The sequence below is a fragment of the Winogradskyella sp. genome (genome assembly GCF_013042245.1).
Lineage (GTDB): Bacteria > Bacteroidota > Bacteroidia > Flavobacteriales > Flavobacteriaceae > Winogradskyella.
This window is the reverse complement of sequence record NZ_JABDQL010000010.1, coordinates 1-4,968: the sequence shown is the minus strand read 5'-3', so window position 1 is coordinate 4,968 and position 4,968 is coordinate 1. Positions and strand designations below refer to the sequence as shown.

At 30.6% G+C, this 4,968-nt stretch carries 5 protein-coding genes; 3 read left to right on the top strand and 2 right to left on the bottom strand.

What is annotated here, in order from left to right:
* Positions 1-45: 45 nt before the first annotated feature.
* From HKP48_RS00780 to miaA, 3 genes are read left to right on the top strand one after another with little or no spacing between them, the layout of a single operon-like run.
* Positions 46-1,530 (top strand): hypothetical protein, encoded by a 1,485-nt coding sequence (locus tag HKP48_RS00780; RefSeq protein WP_296341829.1) that lies wholly within the window; start codon positions 46-48, stop codon positions 1,528-1,530.
* Positions 1,531-1,553: 23 nt separating this feature from the next.
* A complete protein-coding gene (locus HKP48_RS00775) occupies positions 1,554-2,414 on the top strand; it encodes an ion transporter (protein ID WP_296341826.1) in 861 nt (286 codons plus the stop codon).
* The gene (miaA, locus tag HKP48_RS00770; protein WP_296341824.1) at positions 2,407-3,315 is read left to right on the top strand and encodes a tRNA (adenosine(37)-N6)-dimethylallyltransferase MiaA; all 909 of its coding nucleotides are present in this window, start codon (positions 2,407-2,409) and stop codon (positions 3,313-3,315) included. The genes HKP48_RS00775 and miaA overlap by 8 nt, the downstream gene beginning before the upstream one ends.
* 28 nt (positions 3,316-3,343) lie before the next feature.
* On the opposite strand, the gene HKP48_RS00765 is transcribed toward miaA, so the two are convergent.
* Both HKP48_RS00765 and HKP48_RS00760 read right to left on the bottom strand, forming a co-directional pair.
* Complete coding sequence (locus HKP48_RS00765) at positions 3,344-4,048, bottom strand: response regulator transcription factor (RefSeq protein ID WP_296341822.1); 705 nt, start codon at positions 4,046-4,048, stop codon at positions 3,344-3,346.
* 4 nt (positions 4,049-4,052) lie between these two features.
* Positions 4,053-4,968: HAMP domain-containing sensor histidine kinase (locus HKP48_RS00760; protein WP_296341820.1), on the bottom strand; the 916-nt coding region annotated here is incomplete at its 5' end.

Sequence of the window (4,968 nt, the reverse complement as noted above, 5' to 3'; positions counted from 1 at the left end):
TAATTTTAGAGTAACAATACATAGATAGGTTTTTAGATTAATAAATTGAAATTCAATACTTTAATTTACTTAAAATCTATCTTTTTTGCTAATAAATTACCCCTAAATATTAATCGAACTCAGGTTAGTATACCAGGAAATTACCAATACCATGCACGCTTGGTAGGTCCTCTACCCTTGAAAAGTAAAGATAATTCTATAGTCGGCAGTTGTCTAGATTCTGGCCGTGGTGCATATTCAGACTGTTCTGTTTCAAAACACATAATGACAAATATACCAGCGTATAAAGAAGAAGGTTTTACAACAACACCAGATAATTATATATCTCGTATTGAATATGAAATGAGTATTATAAAATATTTTGATGGAAGAGTTGAAAAGATTGCAAAAACTTGGAGTGATGTTGATAAAGAATTAAGAACAGATACTGATTTGGGACGTCAGCTAAGAAAAAAGCAAAAAATTGAAGATATTATACCTAAAGAAGTAACTGATATAAAAAATACATTGGACAAAGCTAAAGCTATACATAGATATGTATTAGAAAACTACAATTGGAATGGAGATTATGGAAGATATGATGCCTCTGTTAAACGCCTAAAAGAAGACAGTGGAGGAAATGCTTTTGAGCTAAATCTTTTATTGCATAATCTACTAAAATCTGAAAATTACCAAGTATCACCAATTTTGTTATCTACAAGAAAAAATGGGCTACCTACTAAACTATATCCTATCTTAAGTGATTTTAATTACCTAATTCTTCTAATAGAAATTGACGGTGAAAAATATTTTTTAGATGCAACAAACCCTTATCAATTATTTGGAGAAATTCCATTTTATTGCCTTAATCAATATGGAAGATTACTAGATTTAAAAAATAATAGTAAATGGATAGAAATTAGTGCAAAAAAATATTCAACCTTGCAGGTGGGTGTCAAACTAAGCCTGAATAAAGAAAATCTACTGACTGGAAATATTATTAGTAATACAAATGGGTATAAATCAATGTCAAAGAAAAAAGTATTTTATGAAAATCAAAACACATACTTAGAACAATTAAAAAGCAATTTTGTATACGCGACGCTAAATAACCATAAAATTTCTAAAAAAGATAGCCCTAAATTTTCAGAAGAATTTAATATTACATTAGAAGATGAGCTTATCAATGACAAAATTTACCTCAACCCATTTATATATAAATTTTATGATGAAAACCCATTTAAGCTCACACAACGCACTTATCCAGTAGACTTAGGTTATAAACAAGCTTTCCTTTATTCTTTTGAAATTGATTTAGGAGAAAAATTAAAAGTTGTAGATTTTCCTGAAGATACTCGCCTAGCTTTACCAGATAGAGGAGGTTTGGTTACATTCTCTTTTAAAGCAAATGAAGATAAACTATCTGTATTTGCCAGAATAAAACTAAATACAGCAATTTATGAAGCTGATTATTACGAGATTTTGAAAAAATTTATGGCAAAGATTGTCGAAGTTCAAAACAATACGATAATAGTTTTAGAAAAAAAATAACCCAATATTTGTATCTTTAAAACGTGGAAACAACTAAAAAACATAACTGGCGCACCAAGCTTCATGAAATAATTTATGAAGCAGACACACCTTCTGGAAAATGGTTTGATGTTTTATTACTTGTATTTATAATACTAAGTATAATCCTAGTTATGCTAGAAAGCGTTAATAGTATTGACAAAAAATACCATGAATTACTATATTATGGAGAGTGGATTGTAACTATACTTTTTAGTATAGAATATATTCTTAGAGTAATTAGTATAAAAAAACCATTTCGATATATTTTTAGTTTTTTTGGAATTATAGACTTTTTGTCAACCATTCCTATGTATGTTACATTTTTATTTGGAGGCGCCCATGCGCTGGTAACACTTCGTGCATTAAGATTATTAAGGGTTTTCAGAATTTTGAAACTAGCACGTTACCTAGGAGCTTCAAATCAATTAAAAGATTCAATCATTGCGAGTCGTATTAAGATTTTAGTTTTCTTATTTGCTGTGATGGTATCTTCTGTAGTATTTGGTACCATAATGTATTTGGTTGAAGGAGAAGCAAATGGATTTACAAATATCCCAAAGAGTGTATATTGGTGTATTGTAACACTAACAACCGTAGGTTTTGGTGACATAGCTCCACAAACACCTCTAGGTCAGTTTATAACAACAATTATAATGGTTTTAGGTTACGGTATAATTGCAGTTCCTACAGGAATTGTATCAGCAGAATACGCTAAAAATAGCAGGAAATCTGAGAATGAAAAAGATGTAATCAAACCTCAAATCGACACAAATTCTCAATCTTGCAGAAGTTGCTTAGCACAAAATCACAAAGATAATGCTGTGTTTTGCTATAAATGTGGTGAAGACCTTCATCATGAATAAAATATTAATTTCTATTGTAGGTCCAACTGGTATTGGAAAGACAGCATTAAGCTTAAAACTCGCCAATTACTTTAAAACCGAAATAATATCTTCAGATTCTCGGCAATTTTTTAAAGAAATGACCATTGGTACAGCTGTACCTTCTAAAGAAGAACTAAATGCAGCAAAACATCATTTTATTCAGCATATAGCTATAAAAGACCATTACAGTGTCGGGCAGTTTGAAAAAGATGCTATTCATTTATTAGAAAAACTATTTCAAAAATATAATATCCTAGTCATGGTCGGTGGTTCTGGCCTTTACTCAAACGCTGTCATCAATGGTCTTGATCAATTTCCTCAAATCTCTAAAGACGTCAGGGAGTCACTTAATAAAAAACTACAAGAAAAAGGCTTAGAATACTTACAAAAACAGCTAAAACAGCTTGACAAAAAAAGTTTTGAAACCATTGCTATAGATAATCCTAAAAGAGTGATAAGAGCATTAGAAATTTGCTTAGGTACAGGTAAACCTTATTCTACATTTTTATCTAAGGAAAAGAAAAAGAGAAATTTTCAAACCATTCAAATTGGAATTAATGCAGATAGAGAAATTATATACAATCGTATTAATCGACGTGTAGATATAATGTTAGAAAATGGTTTATTAGAAGAAGCTAAAGCCTTATTACCAAATAAAAATTTGAATGCATTAAATACCGTGGGCTATAAAGAATTATTTAAACATTTTGAAGGTGAATGGCCTCTTGATTATGCAATTTCTGAAATAAAGAAAAATACACGACGTTTTGCTAAGCGACAACTTACATGGTATCGTAGAGACGAAACTATAAAATGGTTTGATTATCTGGAAGATGTAAACCACATTATAGATTACATCAAAAACGAAAAGCCAGCTTGATTAGCTGGCTCTTCATATTATAAAATATTTATTTATTGATGACCAATCGGAAACCTTCACCATGTATGTTTAAGATTTCTACATTAGGGTCTAATTTCAGATACTTACGTAGCTTAGCAATGTATACATCCATACTACGAGATGTAAAATAATTATCGTCTCTCCAAATTTTAGTTAGAGCCAATTCCCTTGGCATTAAGTCATTTTCATGAAGCGCTAACAATCTTAATAGTTCGTTTTCTTTAGGAGATAGCTTCTCTGGTTCGCCACCATCAAATGATAAGAAACGTAGCTTAGAATTAAGGTGAAATCTTCCAATAACAAATTCAAATTGTTTGCTATCTGCAACACTATCAGTAGCTTTACGCTGCATAATAGCTTTAATTTTCATCAATAAAACTTCACTATCAAAAGGTTTGTTCAAATAATCATCAGCACCTACTTTATAACCTTTAAGTACATCCTCTTTCATTGCCTTAGCAGTTAAAAAGACTATGGGAACATCTGTGTTCTTTTCTCTAATTTCTTTAGCTAAGGTAAATCCATCTTTATATGGCATCATTACGTCAAGAATACATAAATCGTAATCGTCTTTCTTAAACTTTTCAAAACCTTCCATACCATTTTTTGCATGAACAACGTCAAAATCATTCATAATTAAATAGTCTTTAAGAACGGTTCCAAAATTTGGGTCGTCTTCTACTAAAAGTATTTTCTTATTTTGTTCTTCCATAATCTTATGATATTAATGGGAGCCTAATTGTAAAGGTGCTGCCCTTTCCTTTTTCACTTTCTACTGATATGTGACCTTGATGGTCGTCTACTATTCTTTTTACATAAGCCAAGCCTAAACCGTGACCTTTTACATTATGTACATTTCCTGTGTGTTCTCTATAAAACTTTTCAAAAACACGTTTTTGAACTTGTTTTGACATTCCGCTGCCTTGATCAGATATTTTAAGTAAAATATTATTACCTATATTCTCTGTGTAAACATTAATCTTTGGTGCGCCATCTGTATATTTTATTGCGTTATCAAAAATATTTACGATAACGTTTGTAAAATGTGTCTCATTGGCCAAAATCGATGATTTAGCAGCATCTAGATGTAATTTTATATATCCTTTTCTATCTTCAACAATTAACTCAACATGAGCCATTGCATCTTCTACTAAACCGTGAAGCTTTAAGCGCTCCTTGCTAATATTGAGCTCATTTTTTTCAAGCTTAGATATTCTTAATACATTTTCGACCTGAGCATGCATACGCTTATTTTCGTCTTTAATCATTCTTAAATACCTAAATACTTTTTCCTTATCTCCAATGATTTTAGGGTTTCTAATTGAATCTAAAGCTAAATTTATCGTTGCGATAGGTGTTTTAAATTCATGCGTCATATTATTGATAAAATCAGTTTTGATCGCAGAGATTTGCTTTTGTCTTATCAGCTGATATAAAGCGCTGGCAAACGACAAAATGATAATAAATATAAAAACTGCCGACAATATCAAAATCCAGGATATTGTTGACAATATGTATTCTTTTTTCTCCGGAAAACTGACGTAAAGCTCATAATCTATACTATCATCAGTCATAAATAAAGGGACATTATAGGTATACCCTCTTTTTTCTACAAACCTGTCTGATTTAACT

Bases quoted from the DNA above. Each gene is read 5' to 3' on its own strand.
- miaA (WP_296341824.1), top strand. From the start codon at position 2,407: ATGAATAAAATATTAATTTCTATTGTAGGTCCAACTGGTATTGGAAAG.
- HKP48_RS00765 (WP_296341822.1), bottom strand. From the start codon at position 4,048: ATGGAAGAACAAAATAAGAAAATACTTTTAGTAGAAGACGACCCAAAT.